We start from the raw sequence: 20770 nt of genomic DNA, 5'->3' as shown, positions 1-20770 counted from the left end.
GGTGAAACGTCACCTTATCGGCCTGGCAGCCCTCGGCGGTTGGGCCGGCCTGGCGCTGCAGCAGTACATCATTTTCTATTTTCGCTGGGTCGACGGCGCGAGCCTGTTGCCGGGCCTGGTGAACTTCTTCAGCTTCTTTACCGTGCTCACCAACACCCTGGTGGCGGTGGTGTTGACCCATGCCTGGGTGCAACGGCCAACCGCCGCGAGCCGGTTGTTCCTCGGGCCGGTGGTCAGCAGCGGCATCGCCGTGAGCATCGTGGTGGTCAGCCTTGCCTACAGCCTCTTGCTGCGGCATCTGTGGGCGCCGGCGGGCGTGCAGTTTGTGGCGGACGAATTGCTGCACGACGTGATGCCGTTGGTGTTTGTCGTGTATTGGTGGTGGTGCGTCCCCAAGGGCACTTTGCGGCTCAAGCACATCGGGCTGTGGGTGATTTACCCGTTGGTGTACTTCGCGTATGCGTTATTGCGCGGGTATGTGTGGGGGCTGTATCAGTACCCCTTCATTGATGTGGACAAGCTGGGTTATCCACAGGTGTTTATCAATGCCGGGGGGATTCTGGCGGGGTTTGTGCTGGTGGCGTTGACAGTGGTGGGGCTGGACAGGCTCGCCAGGCCGCCGCAGGCCTAAAATGTGGGAGCGGGCTTGCTCGCGAATACGGTCTGTCAGTCAATGCATCTGCGACGGGTGCACCGCTTTCGCGAGCAAGCCCGCTCCCACACAAGCCCGCTCCCACATTTGATGCTCATTGTCCTTGAGGTTTTTATTCGTCGCTGCCGTCGGCACGCCAGTAGCCCACGGCCTTGAGGAACGCCTCATTCACCCTGTGCTGATCCAGCAACACCCGGCGCACCTGGCGCGACAGTTTGGCCTCGGTGGCGACAAAGCTGTACAGCGAACCGCCCGGTAACGTGAGATTTTTCACCGTTTCAAGCAGGTCGTCCTGGCCACGCACCACCCAGATCACTTCAACCTCGGCAGCGCTGTGCAGCGGCTGTTGCTCCGCCGCATTTTCGATCTCGATGATCGCCAATACCTTGCGCCCCGCCGGTAACTCCTCGGCGCGTCGGGCGATGGCCGGAATCGCGGTTTCATCGCCGATCAGCAGGTAGCTGTCGAAGATGTCCGGCACGATCAGCGAACCCCGTGGCCCACCGATATGCAGGTGCTGGCCGACCTTGGCCTGTTCAGCCCAGGTGGACGCAGGGCCATCGCCGTGCAGCACGAAATCGATCTCCAGCTCGCCAATGTCCAGGTCAAAACGCCGTGGGGTGTAGTCGCGCATGGCGGGTGTGGGGCCGTCGCCCTGGAGGCTGAAGTCGGGGCTGTCCAGCGCCGCTTGCTCGGCGGCGTTCTGGGGGAACAGCAGCTTGATATGGTCGTCGGCACCCAGGCTCACAAACCCGGCCAATTGCGGCCCGCCCAGGGTGATACGGCGCATGCGCGGGGTGATGTCGACCACCTTGAGTACGTCCAGGCGGCGGCGCTTGATCTCGTGCATCACGCGGTGGATTTCGAGCTTGTTCGGTTCAGTCATTGGGCTTGCTCCGGTACAGGTTGAACAGCCGGGCCGTCGACGATGGCCTGGGCCGTGGTGTTGAGCAGGGCCGCTACCCGAGCGATTTCTTCCGGGCTCCAGCGTCCGTGGTGCAGCTGCAAGGCATGGCGCAGGTTGTGCACCGCCTCGTGAATTTCCGGTGGCCGGTCATGGCCACGCAGGGAGCGTTTGCTCACGTCGATGCGCATGCGCACGCCTTCCAGGGCAATCGCTTGCTCACTTAAGGAAAGACGGCCGGCGTCGGTGATTGTGTAGCGTTTTTTTCCGCCTTCGGCGTCGCCGCTGATCATTTCGCTTTCTTCAAGGAAGGTCAGGGTCGGGTAGATCACGCCGGGGCTGGGGCTGTAGGCGCCGTCGAACAGGCCTTCGATCTGGCGGATCAGGTCGTAGCCGTGGCAGGGCTGTTCGGCGATCAGGGCCAGCAGCAGCAATTTCAGGTCGCCGGGGGCGAATACCCGTGGGCCGCGGCCGCCGCGTTCACGGCCCGGGCGTTTTTCGAAGCCGTCGCGGCCCTCGCGATGGGAATGATGGTCTCTCATATCCAGGTGCTCTCGTTTGGTTTAGATACAACTTAAGATATATCTTTACCGAAAGGCAATCTGACCGGACGAACGGTCATCCCCGGTGAGCCTCCGCCCAGCGGCAGATCCCCTCGACATATTCCCCAACTTGTTAGTTGCTCTTCCCCCGTAAACTCTGTTGTTTTTTAGCGTATGTAATCCTATTCTTACGGACGATGCCGCCTATAAACAATTCCCATTAAATGCCATGTAGTCCTGTTCTTACGGACTGTTTTAAAGTTTTGGCAAAATGCCATAATTTTCCTATGTGTCTTGATGTAACGAGGCTACGCGACTCAGCGAATCGGACGGCTTTCTTATCAAGTATCGCCATGGATAATTGCCCGGCGTTGAACGAGTGGCTGAATTGCAATGCAAGTAGTTGGAAAAAACCAGCACTTCATGCCTTTCAGATATCCGTTTGAACGCTTAACAAGTCCTGCGCACAACTGCGACAGGATTCCGTTGTGATAGTTAATATTATGTGAGCGTCTGCAAATGAATTCTAAAGTGAAAACTGCGCTGTTAACTCTTGGGCTGTTGGCGGGTTCGATGTCGGTTGCCAATGCAGCGGATGGTACGGTTACGTTTACGGGATCGGTCCACTCCGGTGCTTGCTCGATCAAGCCTGAATCCGTTGATCAGGTCGTCCCCCTGGGCGCAATCGCCAAACATCAGTTGGAATCCGGCGGTCGGTCGCAATCCCGGCCTGTGCGTATCGAACTGGAAGGCTGCGACTTGTCCAGCCTCACCGATAACACCGTGACCACCACCTTCACCGCCGCATCGTCGGGCGCTGTGCCAGGCGCCATCGGTACGGTCGGTGATGCGGGCGGTATCGGCATCATGATGACCCATGGCGGCCGACCTATCGTGCTAGGCACCCCTACCACCCCGCAGGCCATTTCCACCGGTAACAACACCCTGGAATTCGGCGCCTACGTGCAAGGCCAGGCCACCGGCGCAATCGTTCCTGGTGAATTCAGCGCGGTCACCAATTTCACCTTGGCTTATCAGTAAGGGTTTCCCCCGCCACTTCGGGTGGCGGGGGGACGCTGGCGGGAGGTTCAAGTGAAAACATTCATCAGTCTCGCTATTGCCTCCTCATTGACGATGTTCATCAACCCTTGGGTGTTCGCGCAGGCGGATGAGCAAGGCGATGGCGTCGTCACGCTGGGAGGCGTGGTCATCGATTCAGCGTGCGGGCTGGAGGCGATCACGGTCGATCAAACCATCCAGATGGACGCCGAACCCATCGGCCGGCTTTTACGAGACGGGGAGGGGCAAAAACATCCCTTCCAGCTGCGTCTGGTGAATTGCTCGGTGACACGTCCCGACCCCTCACGCCCCGGCGTAACGCTGCCGGATTGGGAGCATCTGCGCGTGACCTTCGACGGCCCGACCGACCGGGGCGGGCGCTCTTTTGCTGTCTTTGGTGGCTCACAGGGCGTTGCCTTCCATATTCAGGATGCGGCGGGTGAAGAGAGTGTTCCGGGGGTGCCGATGGCACTGCGTCCGGTGGTTGATGGCGATATGACGCTCAACTACACGGTGCACTTGGTCGGCAACGGAGTACCGCTCTTGGCTGGGGATCACACGGCCGCCGTGCGGTTCAAGTTGGAATACTTTTGAAAATGATGGGTTGCTATGTGGAATGCGTCGAAAGTCATAAATACGCTGCGCCCGGGGCTCTTTGGCGGGTTGATATCACTGGCAGGAACTGCAATGGGCGCCGGGGATATTGAGTTTAATACGGATGTCCTGGATCTGAATGATCGCACTAACATTGACTTGTCCCGGTTTGCACGCAGTGGGTTTATTTTGCCGGGCAACTACACCATGGAAGTGCAGTTAAATACCCAGTCGATTGCTGAACAGGCCGTGGCGTTCTATCCCCCCGATGATGACCCCAAGGGCAGTCAGGCCTGTATATCGCCGGAACTTGTCGAGCAGTTGGGCCTGAAGAAAGCCGGTATTGCCCAATTGCGCTGGTGGAAAAACGGACAGTGCCTGGACCCCCAAGCCCTGCCGGGCATGGAGGTCAATGCCGATCTGGCCACCTCAATGCTGAGCATCAACCTGCCCCAGGCTTATCTGGAATACAGCGCCATCAACTGGGACCCGCCTTCGCGTTGGGACGAAGGGGTGCCGGGGTTGCTGGTGGACTACAACATGACCGCGCAGTCGAGTTACCGCCGGCATGACGGTACCCGCAATGACCTCACGGGCAACGGAACACTGGGCGCCAATGCCGGTGCCTGGCGCCTGAGGGCTGACTGGCAGGGGCGTGTCGAGAAAGACCGGGAGGCCGGGGCCAGGCGCCAGAAACTGGAATGGAGCCGTTACTACGCGTATCGCGCCCTGCCTGAGCTGAAATCGCGCCTGGTGGTGGGCGAGGACTACCTGTATTCGGACCTGTTCGACAGCTTTCGTTTTACCGGGGCCGGGCTCAAGTCGGATGAAAGCCAGCTGCCACCCAACTTGCGGGGTTACGCGCCGGAAGTGGTCGGTGTCGCCAAGACCAACGCGAAGGTCATCATCAGTCAGCAGGGGCGTGTGCTGTATGAAACGCTGGTGGCGGCAGGGCCTTTTCGCATCCAGGACCTGAATGACGCCGTGTCCGGCAGGCTGGATGTGCGGGTGGAAGAGCAGGACGGCTCAGTGCAAGCGTTCCAGCTCGACACGGCCGGCGTTCCCTACCTGACCCTGCCCGCCGCGGGGCCCATCAGCGGCAGCGGTGTGCTGGTGATGGGCGTGCCCTGAAGGCCTCACACCGTACCTGTGGCGAGCGGGCTTGCCCGCGTTGGACTGCGTAGCAGTCGCGGCCTTTTTAAACCCGGAGCAGGGCCGCTGCGCGACCCAACGCGGGCAAGCCCGCTCGCCACGGGGCGGGGGTGTTTAGAGGCGTGTGGTGAGCCCGGCCTGCCGGTTGCTCATGCCCACCGCCTGGTCCATGGCCTCACGGGTCAGGCGGCGCATCCATTCTTTTTCGTGGTAGCCCAGGTCATTGAGCAAGCGGCTGTACAGCTCATCCGACATGGCCTCCCCCGAGAGCACCACGCTTTCGGGCACCTCCACTACCTCCGCGAGGTGTTTGAGCCGTTGCTTCAACGCCGCCTTCGGCTCCGGCGCCAGGTCCTGTGCGCGGGCCCACTGCGCTTGCGCCTCCTGCAACTCATCCAGCTTGAAAAACTGCTCGGTGTAGCGCTGCTCGTTGTCCCGGTACTCGCGGTAGTGGCGGTCGCGCAGGTACTGTTCCCAGTAGGGTTCGAGCAGCATCTGGTTCACCAGGCCATCGCCTTCACTCAACCCCAGCACGGTGGTGTGCGCCTGGTCGATCTGGGCCTGGGTCACATTGGCCGTCAGCCGGTACAGCATGTGGTCCGACAGCCACGGCAAATCCAGTGTGTCGGCCAGTGACGTCTGGTAGGCCAGGTAGGTCTCCACCTCATCCACTTCACCGGGCTCGCCGTCCAGCATGTCCGCGCGCAGGCGCTGGCCCAGGCCGCCGTTCTCCACCGGTTTGAGGCGGTGGGCGATGTCTGCCTGGATGATCTTTTCCAGTTGCCGCAGGTGCGCCCGGCCCTTGGCCAGGGTGACCAGCCGGTTCGCCCGTTCGCTGTCTGTCAGCGAGTAGCGCTGGGCCTCGGTGGCGAGGACTTCGATGCCCAGGTTATTGAAAATCTGCGCGCCGCCGTCGGCACACAGGCCGGGGAAACTCGCCAGTTTGAACAAGGTTTCCCGCAGCGGGGTGTCGACGCTGGCGGCGAGGATCAGTTGCCACACCCGCTGGGTCAGCTCGGTGCGATTGGTTTCAATACGCTGCTGGTCCAGCTCGGTGCGATTGGTTTCAATACGCTGCTGGTCCAGCTCGGTCTGGGCAGGGTTGTGCAGTTCCAGGGATTTGAGTACTTCAAACAGCCCCTGGGCGCCGTGCTCTTGCTCCAGCCTGTCCCACAGCAGCTTGCGATAGTCGTGCAGTTGCGGGTCCATCGCTTCCAGCCAATAGCCGCTGTCGCCTTTGGGGTCATAGGTGCGGTTGGGGTCCAGCCCGGCGGCAAGGCGGTAGCTTTCAAAGCGCAGGCGCTGTTCGTTGGGCAGGGCATGGCGGTCGAGCCGGGTGCGGGCGACGGTGTCGGCCTGGGGCGTATCCGGCGGGAAGTCGGGCACCCACTCAATCCGGTTGCCTCGCAGGTCCAGCACAAAGTCCCGGGGCAAGGGGCGCACAAAGATCCCGGCGGGCCAGGTGGTGATGCGGGTCCGGCTCAGGTGCAGGCTGCGCAGGTTGGGCATCTTGGCGATGTCCGGCGGGAGCAGCAGCGGGTTGTCTTCCAGGATCAAGTGCTCCATGCGCCGCAGGTTGGCCAGGCGCGGCTGATCGTCGGCATCCAGTGCAATGAGGTTGTGGCTGAGGTCGAGGTGTTTCAGAAAGCGCATGTCACCGATGGCATTGGGCAGCTCATCCAATTGGTTATGGCTCAGGTCCAGCGAACGCAGGGCCGGGAAGGCCTGGAGAAACGGCGCATGGACCTCGGAGAAGGCGCTGTGGGTCATCACCAGGCGGGTCACGTGTTCGAAACCGCCGTGCAGGTCGGGCAGCCTCTCGGGCAGGGTGAGGCCGCGCAGGTCCAGTTCGGCGCCCTGTTGCACGTGGCCCCAGGCATCGGTGTGTTCGCCCATGCGGTTTTCCCAGCAGCGGTACAGGGCGTCGGCGACAAAATGCCGGGCGGCTTTGTCTGCGCGGTAGGCCCGGCTGTCCTTGGGGTGGCGGCTGGGGGTGCGTTTCCAGGTCTCCAGGGTCCTGCGCAGCAGGTGGCTCTCGGCCGTCAATTGGTTGAGCACGGTGCGCATCTGGGCGGTGCCGATGGCGTCGATGAACCGGTTGAGGCGTGGCTCGTCCATCGCGGGAAACAGCAGTTGCAGGGCTTCCCGGTCGTGGGTCGCTTCGGTGCGCTGGGGCGCGCGCGCGTGCCGGCTGGCGCCGGGGCCCCGGAGCAACTGGCTGGTCTCGGTGCTTGCCGTGGTGCGCACCGGCGGTTGCGCCAACACCTGGCGGCGCTCGGCGAGGGTGTGAAGTTTATCCATCAGCCAGCGTTTCAGTTCGGCGCCCTGGCCGGGTGTTCGGCCGGGCACCGGTACCGCATGCAGCAGGGATTCATACAGGTTGTCGAGCCCGTTCAAACGCTGCCGGGCCTGGTCGAACACTTCATAGCCCGAGTGATTTTTGCGCACCAGGATCCGCCGTTGCGAGGCGTTCGCCGGGCCAACTTCAGTGCGTAATGGGCCGTCCGGGGTGTGTTCGCGAATTTCCAGGTGCAGGTCGGCGAAGGCGTCGCTGTGCAGTTTCAGGGTATTGAGGGCCAGGCGTTCGGTGCCCGGGGTCACGGGCCAGGGGGCGTAAAAGCCCGCGTAGGCCTGGTTGGCGTCGGCCACAAAACTCAGGTCCTGGGCCTGGTTGAGCAGCCGCAACGGCAGATGGTTTTTTTCCATGGCTTGGCGCTCGGCAGGGTTGGCCGTCTGGATGAGGGGGTGGGCCAGGCTTGCGTCGAGGCCGGGCAATGGCTGGCGCAGCAGGCGCACGGACGGGTCGCCGGATTGCTCCTTGATCTGATGGATGTACTGCCCGATGTCGCCGGTTTGTGTGCTCACGTAGTCGGCCAACTGGTCGCGCAGCGCCTGCATCCGCTCGGTGTGAGGCACGTCCCGGCCCAGCAGGGTGTGTACGGCGCGGTCGTCGAGGAAGCCCAGAACCTTTTCCGGCAACTGGCCGGCCATCACGTCCCCGAGGCTGATTTTCAAGGTGGCGGTGGTGGCGGCATCGGGCCGTGAGTAGGTGCGTGAATCGCCGGTCAGGTCGGCGCGGGTAAACACCTGCAAGGCGGTGTTGCCGGGCCAGCCAGGGAGTTCGGTGACGGTCTGTTCAAACCACGCCGATGACGGGTCCGGCGGCAGTGGCGCGCCGCTGCGCAGGGTCTCGACTGCTGCTTTGGCGTGGTGCCAGGCCTCGTAGCGTTTGAAGGTGGCGTCCAGCAGCGGCGGGGTGGGCCGGTTGTACACGTACACGCCGCGCAACACGTCCTCGTCGGTGGCGCTGATGCGCCGTATCTGCTGCAGTTCCAGGTCGCTGAAGGCCTGGGTACGGTGCCCGAGGCGGCGCATCAACGTGGTGCTGTCCCAGCTGCGGGGCTGTTCCGCCTCGTGGACGACGGCGCCCTGCTCATTAAAAAATACCTTCGGCGCATAGGCTTGCGGGCGCTCGGGATGGGGGATGCGGTGAGTGCCGTCGTCGGTGCTTTCCCGCACTTCGTAATGGCGGTTCTCAAGCGCCAGAATCTGTTTGCCCTGGTGTTGATGCAGCCCGCGAGTATTGGGTTTTGCACTCGTGGGCAGCGCACTGTTTTTCAGTGCATAGGGCGCCAGGTCCGGGTTCCACAGGCGTGACGTGCCGTCGGGCATGTCCACCGGTTTCAGGCCCTCGACAAAGGCCGAGAGCTTCACGCGCGCAGACGCACCCAGGGCGCCGCCGGCGGCAAACAAGGCGAACTGCTCGACACTGCCCAGCACCTCGAGCAGGTGTTCCGTGGCCTCGAACCCCTGGCCCTCGGACCAGTCGACAATGCCTTCAAACACCTCATCGGCGAGCTGATACGCGGTGTAAGCCAGCATCAGTTCCCCCAGCACCGGTACAAACGGTGTTGCCACCAGCAAGGCGGCATTGAGAATGTCCGCGAGGATGTTTTCCAGGTTGTCCCACCACGCCCAGCGCGCCTGCCGGTCGGCCAGGGCGGTGGGCACGGCCAGCTCCCGGGCGTCGTTGAGCACCTTGTTCAGCTTGAGCCGGTATCGCGCCTGGCCAGGGCCAGGTGCGCGGCGACGGTGAGGGCGGTTTTCTGGCTGGCGATCACTTCATGGCGCAGGGTGCGCGCTACCGTGTGGCTGTTGAACCCCAGCGCTTCCTTGAGCTGCACCTGGTAGCGCGCGCCGATGTCCAGTGCACGGCAGATGTCCTTGAACTGTTCGGCGGTCAGCACGGCGTTGGTACTGCGGTGACGCAGGGTGAGGGTGTCCCGTTGGCCGCGCGGGTCTTCGGCTGACAAAAAGGCGTGGTCAACAAAACGGTCGGTGGCCGCGAAGTTGTGCAGGGCCGCGTCCAGCAGGGACACCGTGCGGCTGGTCACGCCCGCGGTGACGTCACGGACCCACCAGGCCAGGTCGGCCTTGGCATACAGGCGGATGAACGTGGACCGCACATCAATCTCGCCGTAGTTGAGCAGGGCGCTTTTGAGCAAGGGTTCGGCAAAGGCCTGCACGTCGTTGAGGGCACGGAATGTCTGGTCGAGGCGGTTCTGGTGCTGCCATTGGGCGGCGATGGCGGCCTTGAGTGGCGGGTGATTCGGCGCCTGTGGATAAGGGCGGGCGGTTTGGCGCGGAGCGTCCTTGAGTGTTTTTACGCGCTCGGCGGAAGTGTTTTTTATCCACAGCGGCAGCGCGTTTCTGAGGTGTGGGTAGTGCACGCCTTTGAAGTCATCGGCAGGCGCCGGGGGGAGAGGATCGGGCATCGGGAAAACCTGAATAAACCAAGAGTTGCCACTCAGTCTATTCAGGGCCGGGGCTTTGGATAAGTTTGAATAGTGGCTGGAAACCCGCGCTGAACCAGCGGAAAAATGCGCCTATAAAGCGCATACCTAGCCCCCGGTTTCAGCGTGCAGCGTTAGCGGGAAGTGCCTGGCACAGGGTGCTGTTTCCCGGTTGCAGATACGGCGTAAGAATCGGCGCCATGCCCTTGAGTACCTGCACCGGCAACGCCGAAGTGAACTTGAACCCCTGGGCCGAGGCACCCGGTACAAACGCCGTCAGCGCACCGAAGTGGTGGTCGCCGATATAGAACACAAACGTGGCCGTGCGGTTGATCGCCTTGGAGCTGAGTACCCGCCCGCCGGCACCGATGGCTTCGATCCGGTTGTCGCCGGTGCCGGTCTTGCCGCCCATGGCCAGCGGGGTGCCGTCGGCCAGTTTGAAGCTGCCCGACACGCGGCGCGCGGTGCCGGCATCCACCACTTGCGACAGGGCCCCGCGCAACGCCGTGGCCACCTCGGAAGGCATCACCCGCTTGCCGCGAGTGGGGTCGTTGACCAGGCGGGTTTCATAAGGCGTGTCGGCGGCAAAGCGCAGGCTGTCGATGCGCAATGTGGGTTGGCGCACGCCGTCGTTGAGGATGATCCCCACCAGCTCCGCCAGCGCCGCCGGGCGGTCACCGGAGCTGCCGATGGCCGTGGCCAGGGACGGCACCAGGTGGTCGAAGGGGTAGCCGACTTTCTGCCAGCGCTGATGAATATCCAGGAACGCCTCGATCTCCAGCATGGTGCGGATGCGGCTGTCCCGGGCACTCTTGTGGCGGCTTTTGAACAGCCAGCTGTAGACCTCCTGGCGCTCGTGTTCACTGGCGGCGGTGGCCTGGGTGAAGGTGGCGTCGGGGTTGTTCAGCAGGTAACCCATCAGCCACAAATCCAGCGGGTGAACCTTGGCGATATAGCCCTGGTCCGGCAGGTTATAGGCGCCCGGGCCGTAGTTCTGGTAGAGCTTGTCGAGGCGCTCGTCGGTGAGTTTTTCAGTGCTTTTCACGCTGCTCAGGTGGGAGCGGATGAAACTGTTGAAACTCGCCTGGCTGGCATTCGGCAGCAGGTAACGGTGCACGGCGGCCAGGCGTATGGCGGTTGGGTGCATGCTGTCGAGGAAGGTGTCGAGACGGGCCTGGGTGTTCTTGTTGCGGTATTTTTTCCAGAATTTCAGCAGGAAGGTGGTGCCTTCGCGGTCGGCGAACTGGGCCAGGTATTCCTGGCGGCGCGGGTCGTTGTCGTCCTTGAGCAACTCGGCACTGTTGTTCGGGCCCTGGTAGGTGCTGTAGCGCACCAGGTCGCGCATCAGGCGAATGAACGGCAGGTTGATGGACTCGCGCAGGGCTTCGATCAACGTGGGGGTGCGGCCGTTGTCCTGAACGCGAAAGTTGTGAAAGTGGTGCATGCCGCCACCGGTGAAAAAACCTTCGCTGGTGTTGGCCGAATATTGGCGATTGAGGGCCGCGTTGAGCATGGCCGGCAGGTTGCGGTCGCTGTTCTGCATCAGGTAATCGAGGGCCCAGCGAGTGATGCGGTCCTGGTCGTCTACTTTGACTTTGCGCAGCTCGGCCGCCGGCAGTGCGCCGTATTTGTCATGCAGCTCGCTGACGATTTGCAGGTAAGTGGTCATCACCCGCAGCTTGGCGGTGGAGCCCAGTTCCAGCTTGCTGCCTTCGTTGATGTCGAAAGGCTGGTCGGTGCTGTCGGTCTGTACCCGCACCCGCGCGCCGTCGGGTGTCATCTCGTAGAGGTTGAAGCTGTAGCGCACCTGGGCGGTGCTGGCGGGCGTCAGCAAGGTGGGGCCGATCAGGCCGATCTGCGCGGCGAAGGCCGGGTCGGCGAGGTGCTTGAGGTAGGCACTGGCCTGGCCTTGCAGGTCGGCTTGCAGGGTACTGGTGGCGGCGAGGTCGAGGCGGTCAAGGTCGTACAGCGGCTGGTTGAGCAGGGCGGCCAGGCGGGTGCGGGCGACGCTGATGCCTTTGTTGGTTTCGATCGGCTGGATCGTCGGCTGTTGCTGCCAGTCGCGGTAGGTGACCTGGCTGGCGAGGGCGGCCTTGGCCAGCGCCGGGTCAATCACGTTGTTTTGCGCGAGCAGGCGGATGTGGCTGTCGGTGAGGTCGGCCAGTTCCTTGTGGCCTTTGGACAAGTAATGAGAAGGGCGGCGCTGGGCGATCATCAGCGACAGCACCTCACGCAGGGCCAGGCCTTTTTGCGGCAACTGTGTGGGGGCCGTGCTGCTGAGCAGGGCATTGGTCTGGTTGAAATCGGCGCCGTACCACACCCGCAACCCTTCGGCCATGCCGTGCACTTCGCCGTGGCCGGGTACCGCCGACAGGGGCACGCTGTTGAGGTAATCGCGCACGATGTTTTGGCGGGCCGCGAGGGTTTGCGGGCCGTCCTGATACGCCCGCACGCTGGCGGAAAGCATCTGGCGGATTTTCTCGCCGCCGGACAAGGTCAGGCCGTCGGGCGAGTGGCGGTATTTCTCCAGTTGAGTGGCCAGGGTACTGCCGCCTGCGGTCTGGCCGGGCAGGTGCAACAGCTTCGCCACCTGGGACCAGGCGGCCTTGGCAAAACGCGGCCAATCCACGGCCGGGTTGAGCTGTGGTTGTTTGGGGTCGAGCAGGTCGCGGTCTTCGATAAACAGCAGGCTATTGATCACCACCGGCGGAATCGCCGCGAAGCTGGGGTAGAACTGCTGTGGATACGTGAACTGATACAGCGGTGCGGCGCGGCAATCGGTGATGGTCAGGCCGGCCTGGATTTTTTCCGGATAGGGCACAAACAGGCCGCGCTGGGCGTAGGCCATCAGGTCGGGTGAGAAGCGTGCTTGTGCCTGGATCAAATAGTCGCGTTTGATCAGGCGGGGCAGGAACTCGCCCAGCGAGCTGTAGCCCAGACGCTTGTCAAAAGGCCCGGCACCGGGATAAACCCGCGCATCGCTGGGGCCGGGGTGCATTTGGTAAGTGAGGGTTGAAGCGAGGTCGGTGAAGGTTTTGGCCTGCAGCCTTGAGGTGTGCATTTCCCGCAGGGCGGCAAAGCCCAGGGCGATCAGCGCAATCAGCAACACCAGCCAGAACAGCCGCCACCAAAGCCGCCGGCGGGGAGGAGGGCTTTGTGGCAACGGCTGTTCATCCGGGCTATCGGTGGATACCGCAGCCTTGGTCGAAGCGTTTTGCCATAAAGCACCCATAGTCGATTGATCCATTTACGTAGATTGATCGGACTTGGTTGAAGCTTAGACGGTGGTGGGAGAGTGGGGGGGATTTGTGAGTGTGGGGTTGTTTGTGGCGAAGGAGCTTGCTGTGGTGAAGGAGCTTGCTGTGGCCAGGGAGCTTGCCGTGGCGAGGGAGCTTGCTCCCGCTGGAGTGCGAAGCACTCCCAAAGAGCCCGCCCGGTCTAACTGAAAAACTGCATGCCCGGGTTTTGGGGCTGCTGCGCAGCCCAGCGGGAGCAAGCTCCCTCGCCACAGCAAGCTCCCTGGCCACAGCAAGCTCCCCTCGCCACAGTGGTTTTTATTCCCGCTCATAGCCAGCAGGCATCCCACAGTGGGTAATCGCCGGCGCGTTCGACCAGTCCCGCTCTGATGGGGTTGGCGATGATGTATCGGGCCAAATGACGCAAATCTTCACCGTCCCTGATTCCCCGGTCGTGATAGCCGTTCTGCCAAAAGGCTCCTGTGCCGCTCCTTGCGCGGTTGATTGTGTGTGTGCTGCGGGATTTAACCGCTTGCATCAGCTGGGGCAGGCTGCGTTGCTCAAGCTGGACCAACCAATGAAAGTGGTCAGGCATGATGACCCAGGCTATGGAACTCCCCCATTTTTGCTCATGGGCGCGCCTGAATTCGGTTACCAGCAGGCGACCCAGATGAAAGTTGGTAAAGAGTGGTTGGCGATTGTGGACGACGGCTGTGACCAGGTAGGCCCTGCCAGGCTCGCTGAATCTACCGGTTCTCAGGCGATGGGATTGAGGGCGTGTAGGCATTCCATTGCATTCCTTATTGCTCCAGATGAATTGACGCTAGCAGCCTGGCAGGGACCCTGATCCCGGAACTATTGAGTACATATTTCTATGCTTGGGCATCCGCCGTGGAGAGGGCGCTTTCTGTGGCGAGGGAGCTTGTTGTGGCGAGGGAGCTTGCTCCCGCTGGAGTGCGAAGCACTCCCAAAGAACCCGCCTCGATTTGACTGTAAAACCGTGCGCCCAGGTTTTGGGGCTGCTGCGCAGCCCAGCGGGAGCGAGCTCCCTCGCCACAGCAAGCTCCCTCGCCAAAGTGGGCTGCGGTAGCCAGTAAATACTGAGCTAGAGCCTCCCCCCACCGGTAAACCCGCCAAAGGTCGGGGCATGACGCTGCACCATTACCGTGCAATACTCGCCGCCGTTTGTTGGCGACGACTCCTGCACAAACCAGGTAATGCCCCTCCGCTAAACCGGCTTTTACCGCGAGTTCCCGCTGAATCTTGCTGTTTATAGAGTGAAAACCCCTGGGTTTAGCTTTTTATACTGCACCCCCGCTGATCTGGCCCGGCCAGACCGGTTTACCCAAAAGGTGAACCGGAAACGGTATGCCATGGCAGACCCGCCATGACGCGCCGGACTCGGTGGCTCATATCCAATAACAAGACGAGGTTGTATCCCTATGCCCGCTGGCAATCACCTGCCCCAAGGCGAGACCGCTCAGGGCGGTCCGCTGAAACGCGAACTTGGCGAACGGCATATTCGCCTGATGGCCCTCGGCGCCTGTATCGGTGTCGGTCTGTTCCTGGGCTCGGCCAAGGCCATTGAAATGGCCGGCCCGGCAATCATGCTGTCCTACATCATCGGTGGCCTGGCGATCCTGGTGATCATGCGCGCCCTCGGCGAGATGGCCGTGCATAACCCGGTGGCCGGCTCATTCAGCCGCTACGCCCAGGATTACCTCGGCCCGCTGGCGGGCTTTCTCACCGGCTGGAACTACTGGTTCCTGTGGCTGGTGACCTGCGTCGCTGAAATCACCGCCGTCGCCGTGTACATGGGCGTGTGGTTCCCCGATGTGCCCCGCTGGATCTGGGCCCTCGGCGCGCTGGTGAGCATGGGCACCATCAACCTGATCGCGGTCAAGGCGTTCGGTGAGTTCGAGTTCTGGTTCGCCCTGATCAAAATCGTCACCATCATTGCCATGGTGATCGGTGGCGTCGGCATCATCGCGTTCGGTTTCGGCAACGACGGCGTGGCGCTGGGGATTTCCAACCTGTGGGCCCACGGCGGCTTTATGCCCAACGGCGTGACGGGCGTGTTGATGTCCCTGCAAATGGTGATGTTCGCCTACCTGGGTGTGGAAATGATCGGCCTGACCGCCGGTGAAGCGAAGAACCCGCAGAAGACCATCCCGAGTGCCATCGGCTCGGTGTTCTGGCGCATCCTGCTGTTCTACGTCGGTGCGTTGTTTGTGATTCTGTCGATCTACCCGTGGAACGAAATCGGCACCCAGGGCAGCCCGTTCGTGATGACCTTTGAGCGTCTGGGCATCAAGACCGCCGCCGGCATCATTAACTTTGTGGTGATCACCGCGGCGTTGTCGTCGTGCAACGGCGGCATCTTCAGCACCGGGCGCATGCTCTACAGCCTGGCGCAGAACGGCCAGGCCCCGGCCACGTTCGGCACCACGTCGAGCAACGGCGTGCCACGCAAGGCATTGTTGCTGTCGATCTTCGTGCTGTTGCTGGGTGTGCTGCTCAACTACATGGTCCCGGAAAAGGTCTTTGTGTGGGTGACCTCCATCGCCACCTTCGGCGCGATCTGGACCTGGCTGATGATCCTGTTGGCCCAGCTCAAATTCCGTAAGAGCCTCAGCCCGACCGAGCAAAAAGCCCTCAAGTACCGCATGTGGCTGTACCCGGTCAGTTCCTACCTGGCGCTGGCGTTCCTGCTGCTGGTGGTGGGCCTGATGGCGTACTTTCCGGACACCCGCGTGGCGCTGTATGTCGGCCCGGTGTTCCTGGTCTTGCTGACGGTGCTGTTCTACGTGTTCAAGTTGCAGCCGACCCAGGCGGCGGCGCGCACCGCGAGCTGATTGTTCTGCACTCAACAAAAAGCCCCTTTCGGGGCTTTTTGTTTTTCAGGCGTTAGCGACGCGTACCGGTTGCGTGAGCCGCTTGTTCAGATCCAGCCAGGCTCCCAGCAATGCCATCAGCCCGGCGCCGACCAAGGCGGTGAATATCTGCATGGCGAAGGCATCGCCGGTGATCGCATTGACCATGTCCGCCAGCGGCGCCAGCAGCACCCCCAGGCAGAACACTTCGAGGGAGTAACGCCCCATGCGGCAGGTTTGCCGGGCCAGCCAGTTTTGCGTCCAGCCATGGCCGGGCAACAGCTTGGCGGTGACGTAGGCCAGGGCCAGGAAGTGCAGCAAACGCACGGGCGACAAGTCGGTCTTGCTGATGGGGTACAGCAGGTCACTGAGGGCCGACGGCATCAGCTCGTCGTGAATCTCCGGCCAACGCCACGAGAGAGTGAGAACCCCCGCCACCAGCGCGTACACCGCCGCAGCCACGAACAACGGCTGACGCAGCAGCCGGCGGGTGTCTCCGGGGCGTGGCTGTTGCGCATGAAGGGCCGCCGCACCGCCCAGCACAAACAGCAACTGCCAGGTCACCGGGTTGAAGTACCACACACCGTCGGCAATCGCCGCCAGGTTCCAGCCCAGGTGCGGTGCCAGCAGGTACACCGCCAGCGAAACCGCCACCACCGCCCAGGTCTTGCGCAGCAACAACGGCAACACCAGCGGCAGGCCACCCAGCAGCACGATGTACAGCGGCAGCGGGTCCATCAGGTTGGGTTTGAAGCGCAGCAGCAGCTCATCCACCAGCGCTTGCTGGGGGTGGGTGACGAAGTGCGTCAGGCCCATCTCTTCAACGAGGTCGCGGGTTTCCACATGGCTGTTGGCGAAGAACACGATGCCCATCAGCATCGCCAGCAAGAAGATATGCACCACGTACAGCACCCAGGTGCGCCGCCAGATCTTCACACAGGCGATCAAATACCCATCGCGCTGCAGGATCTTGCCGTAGGCCAGCACCGCCGCATAACCGGCCAGAAACACGAACACTTCCGCCGCATCACTGAACCCGACATTGCGCAGGGTGATCTGGCCGAGCGGGTTGTGGGGCACGTGATCCCAGAAAATAAAGATCAACGCCAGGCCCCGAAAAAAATCGATGCGCGGGTCGCGTCCGTTCAGCATGGCAGCGGGCTCTTGAACAAAGGGTTTAGTAAGGACAGGCAGGCGACGGCTTTGGTCGTGCCGTACGTCGGGCGGGGCGCAGGTTGGCGGTATTTGTAAGCAATTGCAAAGACGGGGTATTTACAGAATGTCTCAATTGCCCCCGGCGCAACCGGGGGCGTGGTGTCTAGAACGCATCCATCAACAACACCCGGCACGGTTTGGCCTGGTATTCATTGATCTGCGGCACCAGGCGGGTGAAGTGCTCCGTCTGGCAGTGCGTATCCAGCGCGGCCTGGTCGGGCCATTGCTCGACAAAGATGAAGTGCCCGGGGTCTTTCTGGTCGACGAACAAATCGTAGGCAATGCACAGCGGTTCCTGGCGGGTTTTCTCCACCAGTTCGGCGTACCACGGGCGCACGGTGTCGAGGTGCTCGGGTTTGATGAAGTCTTCGGCAATCACTTTCAGCATCGTATCGTTCCGTTAAAAAATTTAAGCCGCAGCAATTTCATTTGGCTCAAAACTGTCCGCCCGCGCCATCTGCCACATACGCGAATAAAACTCGCCGTTCACTTCGCCGGTGAGCAATTCACCGGGTTTGAGGAACACATGCAACTGCGAGAACAGCTTGATCTCGGTGGCCGACATGCGCCGCACCAGGTGCTTGGCCGACAGCTGTGACGGGTGATCCAGGCCGGCAGCGGCGAGCATTTCCGCCAGGGCCTTGAGGGTGTTGCGGTGGAAGTTGAACACCCGCTGGGCCTTGTCCGGCACGACGAGCGCGCGTTGGCGCAACGGGTCCTGGGTGGCCACGCCGGTGGGGCATTTGTTGGTGTGGCAGCTTTGCGACTGGATGCAGCCGATGGCGAACATGAAGCCCCGCGCCGAGTTGGCCCAGTCGGCGCCGATGGCCAACACGCTGGCGATGTCGAACGCGCTGACAATCTTGCCGCTGGCGCCCAGCTTGATCTTGTCCCGCAGGTTCAGGCCCACCAGGGTGTTGTGCACAAACAGCAGGCCTTCGCGCAGGGGCACGCCGATGTGGTCGGTGAACTCCACCGGTGCGGCGCCGGTGCCGCCTTCCTTGCCGTCCACCACGATAAAGTCCGGGAGGATGCCGGTTTCGAGCATGGCCTTGGCGATGCCCATGAATTCCCACGGGTGGCCCAGGCAGAACTTGAAGCCCACCGGTTTGCCGCCGGACAGTTCGCGCAGTTGGGCGATGAACTGCATCATTTCAATCGGCGTGGAGAAGGCACTGTGGCGCGACGGCGAGATGCAGTCTTCGCCCATCAGGATGCCGCGGGTCTCGGCGATTTCCTGGGTCACCTTGTGCTTGGGCAGGATCCCGCCGTGGCCCGGTTTGGCGCCTTGGCTCATCTTGATTTCGATCATCCGCACTTGCGGGTTTTGCGCCTGGACGGCGAAGCGTTCCGGGTCGAACAGGCCGGTGCTGGTGCGGCAGCCGAAGTAGCCACTGCCGAGTTCCCAGGTCAGGTCGCCGCCGTTTTCCCGGTGGTAGGGGCTGATGCTGCCTTCGCCGGTGTCGTGGGCGAAGTTGCCGAGTTTGGCACCCTGGTTGAGGGCGCGAATCGCGTTGGCGCTCAACGAGCCGAAGCTCATGGCCGAGATGTTGAACACCGAGGCCGAGTAGGGCTGGGTGCACTGCGGGCCGCCGACGATCACGCGAAAGGCGCTGGGGTCGCTCAACGGCGCGGGGCGCATGGAGTGGCCGATAAACTCGAAGCCCGACTGGTACACATCGATCAGGGTGCCGAAGGGTTTGTCGGCGCTTTCATTCTTGGCGCGGGAATACACCAGCGAGCGTTGGGCCCGGGAGAAGGGCAGGGCGTCGCTGTCGGATTCCAGCAGGTATTGGCGGATTTCCGGGCGGATGGCTTCCACCAGGTACCGGATATTGCCCAGGATCGGGTAGTTGCGGCGCACCGCGTGGGGGCTTTGCAGCAGGTCGAAAATACCGATCAGGCTCAGGATGCCGGTGACCACGGCGATCGGCCACACCCATTCGTGTTCGATAAAGGGCATGCTGGCCAGGGTGAAAATGACGCACACGGCAAAGAACGCGTAACGGCTTAGTAACGACAGGCTCATACGGTTTTCCTTGGGTTCGGACTCATCGGCTAGGCGTTTTGCGCCTGTAGAAAGATCGAGAACAGCTCCGACTGGGATTTGATCCCTAGCTTGCTGTACATGTGTTTCTTATGGACTTTCACGGTTTCAACAGAGATTTCCAGCTTACGAGCGATTTCCTTGCTGGAGCAACCGCTGAGCATCAAACGGCCCACATCCAGCTCCCGGGCGGTGAGTTGCGCGCCCCAGCCGTCGTTCTGGAGCGGCGGCTCCGGGGCGCTCACTTGGTTGAGTTCATGGGGCAGGCGCTGGCGCAACAGGCTCAACACCCACGGTTGGATCAGCGACAACAAGGCGATCTGTTGCGGGTCAAAGCGCTGCCTGGAGCCCAGGGACAGGCACAAGGTTCGCCCGTCCGGTTGCTGGCAATTGAACTGGATTTCATCGGCCACCACGTTCAGCCGGAAGTAGCGCTGGTAGTACTCGGTCAGCTCGAAATGCTCCGGCGCCACTTCGGCCAGGCGAAACAGCCCGGTGCGCGAATGCTCGCAGCTGGCGATGTAGAAGGGGTCGAGCAGGTACAGGCCGTTGAGGTAATCCTGGAACAGATGGTCCGGCTCGCCGTCCTGGCCCGGGCATTCGGCGAACACCAGGGGCTTGTGTTCACTGCTGAACAGCAACACCACCCAACTGTCGAACGCCACGTATTGGTCCAGCAACCGCACCAGCTGCGTCCAGAAATTCGGCTGGTCCAGGGCGTCTATCATTTGCCCCACCGAACGGTGCCAGGCGATGTCTTCCAGCGACAATGTCATGCATCTACCCCCATAGGGTTAACCCGGCGGCGTGATTTCCCGAGTGGTTACGCCCTGCGCATACTGCGCCACAGATAAAACAACAGGACACACCATGAAGGTCGAATTTGCCCAGCTGGCAGGCCGCGATAACGGCACAGCTTACAACCTTGAGCGCGCTTTGGCGGCGATTGCTGCGTGTGCGGCCGACACCCAACTGGTGGTATTCCCGGAAACCCACCTGATGGGCTTCCCGACGTCCGACACCGTGGCCGATGTGGCCGAGCCGGTGGATGGCCCGACGGTGCAGGCGATTATCCAGGCGGCACGGGCGCGCAACATCGCCGTGGTGATCGGCATGGCCGAGAACGACGGGGGCCAATTCTATAACACCACCTTGCTGATCACCCCCGAAGGCATCGCCCTGCGTTATCGCAAGACCCACCTGTGGGCCTCGGACCGCGGCGTGTTCACCCCGGGCGACCGCTACGCAACCTGCGTGTGGAACGGCGTGCGGGTGGGCCTGTTGATCTGCTACGACATCGAATTCCCGGAAACCGCCCGCGCCCTGGCGCAGTTGGGCGCTGAAGTGTTGATCGTCACCAACGGCAACATGGACCCCTACGGCCCCACCCACCGCACCGCCATCATGGCCCGCGCCCAGGAAAACCAGGCGTTTGCGCTGATGGTCAACCGGGTGGAAGAGGGTGATGACGGCCTGATGTTCGCCGGCGGCAGCGCCCTGGTGGACCCGTTTGGCACCTTGCTGTTTGAAGCCGGGCGCGAGGCCGGGCAGTTCAGCGTTGAACTGGACCTGGGGCAACTGACGGCGGCGCGACAGGACTATCGCTACCTGGATGACCAGCGCTTGAAATTGCCCGGTGAGGTGATTGAGCGCCAGGACGGTACGCGGGAGCTGCTGATCCCGAAACCCTGACACGGATCTTG

General features: G+C 62.2%; 16 protein-coding genes. 6 read left to right on the top strand and 10 right to left on the bottom strand.

Annotated features, from left to right (window positions below; all coding sequences use genetic code 11):
• The first annotated feature begins 1 nt into the window (after window position 1).
• Entirely contained in the window at window positions 2-631 is a 630-nt protein-coding gene (locus HX855_RS00255) for a Pr6Pr family membrane protein (protein WP_177088631.1), read from the top strand.
• 133 nt (window positions 632-764) lie between these two features.
• Here HX855_RS00255 and HX855_RS00250 read toward each other — a convergent pair whose 3' ends face one another.
• A complete protein-coding gene (locus HX855_RS00250; protein WP_177088633.1) occupies window positions 765-1538 on the bottom strand; it encodes a siderophore-interacting protein in 774 nt (257 codons plus the stop codon).
• Window positions 1535-2098: a PadR family transcriptional regulator gene (locus HX855_RS00245; RefSeq protein WP_177088635.1), complete on the bottom strand. Its 564-nt coding sequence runs from the start codon at window positions 2096-2098 to the stop codon at window positions 1535-1537. Before HX855_RS00245 ends, HX855_RS00250 begins: the two co-directional genes overlap by 4 nt.
• Window positions 2099-2617: 519 nt before the next feature.
• Here HX855_RS00245 and HX855_RS00240 point away from each other — a divergent pair.
• From HX855_RS00240 to HX855_RS00230, 3 genes are all read left to right on the top strand, one after another.
• Window positions 2618-3139: a fimbrial protein gene (locus tag HX855_RS00240; protein ID WP_177088637.1), complete on the top strand. Its 522-nt coding sequence runs from the start codon at window positions 2618-2620 to the stop codon at window positions 3137-3139.
• A 51-nt stretch (window positions 3140-3190) separates the two neighbouring features.
• Window positions 3191-3751, top strand: coding sequence for a fimbrial protein (locus HX855_RS00235; RefSeq protein ID WP_177088639.1), 561 nt, complete (start codon window positions 3191-3193; stop codon window positions 3749-3751).
• Window positions 3752-3844: 93 nt separating this feature from the next.
• A complete protein-coding gene (locus tag HX855_RS00230; RefSeq protein WP_375140052.1) occupies window positions 3845-4882 on the top strand; it encodes a fimbria/pilus outer membrane usher protein in 1038 nt (345 codons plus the stop codon).
• Window positions 4883-5017: 135 nt separating this feature from the next.
• Here HX855_RS00230 and HX855_RS33710 read toward each other — a convergent pair whose 3' ends face one another.
• The 4 genes from HX855_RS33710 to HX855_RS00215 form a co-directional block, all read right to left on the bottom strand.
• Complete coding sequence (locus HX855_RS33710) at window positions 5018-8941, bottom strand: NEL-type E3 ubiquitin ligase domain-containing protein (protein WP_309139814.1); 3924 nt, start codon at window positions 8939-8941, stop codon at window positions 5018-5020.
• A 5-nt stretch (window positions 8942-8946) separates the two neighbouring features.
• On the bottom strand, window positions 8947-9678 hold the full coding sequence (locus HX855_RS33615; RefSeq protein ID WP_306219099.1) for a dermonecrotic toxin domain-containing protein: 732 nt from the start codon (window positions 9676-9678) through the stop codon (window positions 8947-8949).
• 139 nt (window positions 9679-9817) lie between these two features.
• Window positions 9818-12928 (bottom strand): transglycosylase domain-containing protein, encoded by a 3111-nt coding sequence (locus tag HX855_RS00220; protein WP_177088641.1) that lies wholly within the window; start codon window positions 12926-12928, stop codon window positions 9818-9820.
• A gap of 332 nt (window positions 12929-13260) precedes the next feature.
• Entirely contained in the window at window positions 13261-13719 is a 459-nt protein-coding gene (locus HX855_RS00215) for a transposase (protein ID WP_177088643.1), read from the bottom strand.
• Between the two features lie 655 nt (window positions 13720-14374).
• Between HX855_RS00215 and HX855_RS00210 the strand changes: the two genes are divergently transcribed.
• Window positions 14375-15787, top strand: coding sequence for an amino acid permease (locus HX855_RS00210; RefSeq protein ID WP_177088645.1), 1413 nt, complete (start codon window positions 14375-14377; stop codon window positions 15785-15787).
• Between the two features lie 45 nt (window positions 15788-15832).
• Here HX855_RS00210 and HX855_RS00205 read toward each other — a convergent pair whose 3' ends face one another.
• From HX855_RS00205 to HX855_RS00190, 4 genes are all read right to left on the bottom strand, one after another.
• Entirely contained in the window at window positions 15833-16957 is a 1125-nt protein-coding gene (locus HX855_RS00205) for an OpgC family protein (RefSeq protein ID WP_177088647.1), read from the bottom strand.
• 166 nt (window positions 16958-17123) lie between these two features.
• The gene (locus HX855_RS00200) at window positions 17124-17408 is read right to left on the bottom strand and encodes a putative quinol monooxygenase (RefSeq protein WP_177088649.1); all 285 of its coding nucleotides are present in this window, start codon (window positions 17406-17408) and stop codon (window positions 17124-17126) included.
• A 21-nt stretch (window positions 17409-17429) separates the two neighbouring features.
• Window positions 17430-19049 carry an FMN-binding glutamate synthase family protein gene (locus HX855_RS00195; protein ID WP_177088651.1) on the bottom strand — a complete coding sequence of 540 codons (1620 nt, stop codon included), beginning with the start codon at window positions 19047-19049 and terminating at the stop codon, window positions 17430-17432.
• A gap of 29 nt (window positions 19050-19078) precedes the next feature.
• Window positions 19079-19843: a LuxR C-terminal-related transcriptional regulator gene (locus tag HX855_RS00190; protein ID WP_177088654.1), complete on the bottom strand. Its 765-nt coding sequence runs from the start codon at window positions 19841-19843 to the stop codon at window positions 19079-19081.
• Window positions 19844-19937: 94 nt separating this feature from the next.
• Between HX855_RS00190 and HX855_RS00185 the strand changes: the two genes are divergently transcribed.
• A complete protein-coding gene (locus HX855_RS00185) occupies window positions 19938-20759 on the top strand; it encodes a carbon-nitrogen hydrolase family protein (protein WP_177088656.1) in 822 nt (273 codons plus the stop codon).
• Window positions 20760-20770 lie beyond the last annotated feature (11 nt).

The sequence above is a fragment of the Pseudomonas sp. IPO3778 genome, from assembly GCF_013386825.1.
GTDB lineage: Bacteria > Pseudomonadota > Gammaproteobacteria > Pseudomonadales > Pseudomonadaceae > Aquipseudomonas.
Note: the sequence above shows the minus strand (reverse complement) of the source record. Positions and strands in the feature narration are given on the sequence as shown.

Coding starts and splice junctions, on each gene's coding strand:
- HX855_RS00250 (WP_177088633.1), bottom strand. CDS start 1,538: ATGACTGAACCGAACAAGCTCGAAATCCACCGCGTGATGCACGAGATC.
- HX855_RS00215 (WP_177088643.1), bottom strand. CDS start 13,719: ATGCCTACACGCCCTCAATCCCATCGCCTGAGAACCGGTAGATTCAGC.
- HX855_RS33615 (WP_306219099.1), bottom strand. CDS start 9,678: ATGCCCGATCCTCTCCCCCCGGCGCCTGCCGATGACTTCAAAGGCGTG.
- HX855_RS00230 (WP_375140052.1), top strand. CDS start 3,845: ATGGGCGCCGGGGATATTGAGTTTAATACGGATGTCCTGGATCTGAAT.
- HX855_RS00200 (WP_177088649.1), bottom strand. CDS start 17,408: ATGCTGAAAGTGATTGCCGAAGACTTCATCAAACCCGAGCACCTCGAC.
- HX855_RS00220 (WP_177088641.1), bottom strand. CDS start 12,928: ATGGGTGCTTTATGGCAAAACGCTTCGACCAAGGCTGCGGTATCCACC.
- HX855_RS00240 (WP_177088637.1), top strand. CDS start 2,618: ATGAATTCTAAAGTGAAAACTGCGCTGTTAACTCTTGGGCTGTTGGCG.
- HX855_RS00245 (WP_177088635.1), bottom strand. CDS start 2,098: ATGAGAGACCATCATTCCCATCGCGAGGGCCGCGACGGCTTCGAAAAA.
- HX855_RS00210 (WP_177088645.1), top strand. CDS start 14,375: ATGCCCGCTGGCAATCACCTGCCCCAAGGCGAGACCGCTCAGGGCGGT.
- HX855_RS00205 (WP_177088647.1), bottom strand. CDS start 16,957: ATGCTGAACGGACGCGACCCGCGCATCGATTTTTTTCGGGGCCTGGCG.
- HX855_RS00185 (WP_177088656.1), top strand. CDS start 19,938: ATGAAGGTCGAATTTGCCCAGCTGGCAGGCCGCGATAACGGCACAGCT.
- HX855_RS00195 (WP_177088651.1), bottom strand. CDS start 19,049: ATGAGCCTGTCGTTACTAAGCCGTTACGCGTTCTTTGCCGTGTGCGTC.
- HX855_RS00190 (WP_177088654.1), bottom strand. CDS start 19,843: ATGACATTGTCGCTGGAAGACATCGCCTGGCACCGTTCGGTGGGGCAA.